The sequence below is a fragment of the Arthrobacter sp. YAF34 genome, assembly GCF_052113245.1.
In the GTDB taxonomy this organism is placed as follows: domain Bacteria; phylum Actinomycetota; class Actinomycetes; order Actinomycetales; family Micrococcaceae; genus Arthrobacter.
Window position 1 is genome coordinate 1 of record NZ_JBFRCV010000054.1, and the last position, 396, is coordinate 396.

The 396-nt window shown below is 57.9% G+C and carries 1 rRNA gene; it reads left to right on the plus strand.

The window, feature by feature from the left end:
- The first annotated feature begins 252 nt into the window (after positions 1–252).
- Positions 253–369 (plus strand): 5S ribosomal RNA (rrf, locus tag AB4Y72_RS19730).
- The last annotated feature ends 27 nt before the right edge of the window (positions 370–396 follow it).

Here is a 396-nt window from a genome sequence, read left to right on the forward strand (position 1 = left end):
AACTTACACCACACACCCCTCCCGTGAACGGATTCAAAAGACGTTCACACCATGGGAAGGGTACAAAGAAACAAGACTGCTTGCGTCCACTATGTGGTTCCCAACCAACAAACCCGTCACCGGGCACGTTGCGACAGGAACCAAACCAATTGAATAACAACACCACAGCTGCATTYWCGTGCAGCGGCCATGTTGTAACCACCAAGTCTTCCCACCCCCGGGCAATGAGCCGGCGGGGACGGGTAATAGGGTTACGGCGGTCATAGCGTGGGGGAAACGCCCGGTCCCATCCCGAACCCGGAAGCTAAGACCCACAGCGCCGATGGTACTGCACCCGGGAGGGTGTGGGAGAGTAGGTCACCGCCGGAACATCATTAACGGTCGAGGACCCCCACC